The organism is Bacteroidota bacterium (assembly GCA_030706565.1).
GTDB lineage: Bacteria > Bacteroidota > Bacteroidia > Bacteroidales > JAUZOH01 > JAUZOH01.
In genome coordinates, this window is the sequence record JAUZOH010000347.1 from 1 (window position 1) to 3,981 (window position 3,981).

The 3,981-nt window shown below is 43.3% G+C and carries 3 protein-coding genes; 1 reads left to right on the top strand and 2 read right to left on the bottom strand.

From position 1 onward, the window contains the following. The first annotated feature begins 139 nt into the window (after positions 1–139). A complete protein-coding gene (locus Q8907_13830) occupies positions 140–361 on the top strand; it encodes a hypothetical protein (GenBank protein ID MDP4275349.1) in 222 nt (73 codons plus the stop codon). A gap of 276 nt (positions 362–637) precedes the next feature. On the opposite strand, the gene Q8907_13835 is transcribed toward Q8907_13830, so the two are convergent. Together Q8907_13835 and Q8907_13840 are read right to left on the bottom strand one after the other, a co-directional pair. Further along, on the bottom strand, positions 638–3,373 hold the full coding sequence (locus Q8907_13835) for a glycoside hydrolase family 31 protein (protein ID MDP4275350.1): 2,736 nt from the start codon (positions 3,371–3,373) through the stop codon (positions 638–640). 113 nt (positions 3,374–3,486) lie between these two features. After that, on the bottom strand, positions 3,487–3,981 hold a 495-nt coding region (locus tag Q8907_13840; GenBank protein ID MDP4275351.1), incomplete at its 5' end, for a beta-galactosidase trimerization domain-containing protein.

Genomic DNA, 3,981 nt, shown 5'->3' on the forward strand with positions numbered 1-3,981 from the left:
AGATAATATTTTCATAAATTTATAATATTTTTTAGAAAAAAATCCGGCATATTTTTTGGAAAGGAGCAAAAGAATTTTGTCAACAGCAATTCATAGTGCCGTCAATATTACGATATTAATTAAAAATACAGATAAGCTCATGGGCAACTTATCCGCTGAAGGGTTTATTCCGTTGCATGTTTATCCGGATAAAACGGAAAAAGGAAGTTTGTTGGAAATACACTACCAAAATGGGATAAAAAAAGCCCGGAGCAGTAACCGGGCTTTCCAACACAAAAACCGGGCAACATTCTCTTCCGGGGTCATTAGCGATAGCGCATTTTCCACCCTTTCTTCAATTGGTTTGTTAACATCCAGGTAAACCGGAGTCTTTTGCTGTGCAGAAACTATCAACGAGGCTCCCATTGCGATTGCTATAAGAACATATTACATGTATTGATTCTTCTTTTATTGTTTTTGAATTGAAAAATTTATCGTGAACTCGATATAAACATAGCCATAATAATCTGATATTCATATTTTTAAGTACGCTATGCCTTTAGCCTTATTTGTATTTAATTATAATCCAAGGTTCAGCGTACCGTAAATTTTATATTTGAAATACCCTGTTTCCATTTTATACCGGACTCATGTTTATTTACAGTTTTATAACTGTACGCGATCCGTCATATTCGACTTTCTTTGGCGCGGACCCGGTTTTGCCAATAGCAATGATACGAAATGTCCGTTTAGTCAGCATTCCTTCGAAGCTCCCTTTACGATCGCCAATGGTAAGCGTGCCGGCAGCATCGTTATAGTCGAAACGAATGGTGGCAAAAGCTCCTTTTTCGTAATTGTAATTTATGCCTTCGTCTTCATATAAGCTAAACTGGCCGTTCTTACCCTGATAAACCCGGATTTCGATATCGTCGGCTTTCTTCTCGGAAGCATATTGCATCAGAGGTCCAACCGGCAAAATGGTGCCGGCAGGGACGAAAAGAGGAATACTTTCAAGCGGGGCTTCAACACTTATTTTCTGCCCGCCATCTATCAGTTTGTTTGAGTAGAAATCGTACCACTTATTCCCGGCAGGGAAATAGACCTTACGGTTGCGGGCTTTGTAATTGTAAACCGGGCAAACCATCAAAGCCGGGCCTAACAAGAATTGATCACTTACGCTGTAAGTCTGTTTGTCGGCGGTAAAACTCATAGCCAGCGAACGCATCAGCGTGTAATCGTTGTGATAAGCCATACCTGCCAATGAGTAAATATAGGGCATCAGGCGGTAACGTAATTCGTCGTAATAAACCAGGCTTTGGTAAACCGGGTGACCGGCTGGAGCAAGGTTGTACACTTCTCGATACGGGAACTGGCCGTGACTACGGAAGAGCGGGCAGAAAGCCCCGAACTGGAACCAACGCAGGTTCAACTCACGCCACTCTTTCAGATCTTCGCTTTCGTTACCGGTTTTATTAAATTCCCACTGACTGTTTTCGTAGCGTTTTTCCACGCAGAATCCTCCAATATCCATTGTCCAGAAAGGAATACCCGACATGGCAAAGTTGAGTCCTGCCGATATTTGCGACTTAAGGTCTTCCCAGCGGGTAGCTATGTCGCCACTCCAGGTAGCAGTGGAGTAGCGTTGCAAACCGGCAAAGCCGGAACGGGTCAACAGGAAGACTCTTTTGTTGTTATCCGCTTCACGTTGCCCTTTGTAGATGGCATCGGCATTCACCAGGGCATAAGCGTTGAAATATTTCCAGGATGAACCTAAAGCTGTCGGACCGCACAATTTCTTGCGATAATCCATGTCGGTACAATCCCTCACGTTGGGCTCGGAAGCGTCCATCCACCATGCATCAAATCCCTTTACATAAAGGTTGTCTTTCATCTGTTTCCAGAACAATTTACGCGCCTCTGCACTGTAAGCATCGTAGAATGACCCTACATAACCCGGGCCAACCCAGTCGCGGATGCTGTCCTTCACCGCCTGCATATACATCCACCCCTTTTGTTCAAATTGTTTGAAATGGTCGGTTGTGACATAGAACTTCGGCCATACCGAAATCATGATGTGAGCATTCATTTTATGAACGGAATCGGTCATTGCCTGGGCATCCGGAAAACTTTTCAGGTCAAATTGATGGCTTCCCCAGGCAGGTTCAGGCCAGTAGTTCCAATCGAGTACGATGTTGTCAAGGGGTATGTTCCGTTTGCGGTATTCCGATACGACGTTCAACAGTTCAGCCTGCGTTTTGTAGCGTTCGCGGCTTTGCCAGTACCCCATGGCCCATTTCGGCATAATACTTGCTTTGCCGGTCAGGGTGCGGTAACCACTGATTACGTTGTCCATATCTGTGCCTGCAATGAAATAATAGTCCATCTTGTCGCCCATTTCAGACCAGAAGGATATATTGCCGTTTTTTTCAAGTGGAGACGAAGAAAGGGCTTTCAGTCCGATGTACGAAACACCTCCGTCAGGTTTCCATTCCAATTTGATTTTGGTACGTTTACCCTTTTCCAGGGGAAAAATAAACCGGCAGGTATTCGGGTTCCATGAAGTTCTCCAGCGCTCGGGCACTACCAGCGAATCATTAAGCCATACCTTTGTATATCCGGCGTAGTAGAGGCTGAATTTATACGTACCGGTTTGATTAGCAACGATGGAACCTTCCCAAACAATGGAACCATCGGTGAATCTGAAACCCGATGGAAATTTCTTGACTGTCTTAATATTCTCATAATCTATGGCAGATTCCTCACGGATAATCGGTGCCTGATCTTTTTGAGTGTATGTCGCAGTCAGAGAGCCTTCTTTTCCCTCTTTATTGTACAGTGTAAATTGATCCAGGTTTTTGTAGTCGCGCGGATCGCCGTACTTGCTCTGCGAATAGTTGTCCCACAAAATTCCATAATTGTTTGTAGATATGATAAAGGGAATAGATACTTTCGTGTTGTACTGGAAAAGGTCTTCGCTTTTATGCTTGTAATCGAAGTCGTCAGACTGGTGCTGTCCCAGCCCATAAATCGCCTCACCGGGTGTCCCGGTGAAGACTTGTTGCATCGTATAACCTTTGTCATTTTCAACGGCAAAGGGTTTGAAACTTCTTCCTCCTTTTACCTCCTGAAGCAATACTTTCCCAGACTTGTCCAAAAATGAAATTTCACCTGTATGAAGGGATACTTTTACAATAAGTTTGTCGGTAGATAATTGGGCAAATTGAGCATTGCTTGTTACTTTGAATGGCGTTTGTGTTGCTATATCCGGCAAAACACAAAGGCTGCCAACAGCAGGAATAGTGTTTTCGGGAGATGCCTGTACACGCACAATTTTACTGTTGATGACACTGATTTCTATGACTTTAGCTGCACCATTTTTAGGGGTAACCTTCATGCCGCCGGGCAATATTTGAACCGGACCGGCTGCAAACAGATGTCCGGCTATAACTAAGAAACTAATAAAAAGAAAGATTTGCTTCATAAAAAATGTAATTAAAATATTGTTTGTCACTCACTCCAAACCAACACACCCGCAGGTTTCAACACATTCTCGCCAAACAGTATTTTGGCTGATGCAGGAAGGTTCATGGTATAATTATCTGAAGAATAATTTACGGCGATATAAAAACCATCGCGCCAATAAACATAGACTCCTTGCGGATAGTCTTCGGTAGTCGCTCCTGTTTCACGATACGTATCGCGTAAAATATCTTTTTCTAATTTTGAATCATCTGTATCCACACCGATGTAGGTTACTGAACCTTTACCAATTTTATGTTTCACGACAGCTGCTTTGCCTTTATAAAACTGGTTGTCATAAGTTGCAAGCACTTCCGTGTTTTTATCCGCCATAAGCAGATCTGCCCAATTATTCCAATTGTAATGGTTTGATTTCATCAGGACCTCACCGTTTTTATAAGACGAAAGCATATCGGTTGTTTTCACATGAGCCCCGATTAGGCCGGATATTGGCGCTGCAATTTCGCCCTCCCAGAAATGCCC

What these genes read in the sequence shown, in the direction of transcription:
- Q8907_13830 (MDP4275349.1), top strand. Translation starts at nt 140, where the DNA reads ATGGGCAACTTATCCGCTGAAGGGTTTATTCCGTTGCATGTTTATCCG.
- Q8907_13835 (MDP4275350.1), bottom strand. Translation starts at nt 3,373, where the DNA reads ATGAAGGTTACCCCTAAAAATGGTGCAGCTAAAGTCATAGAAATCAGT.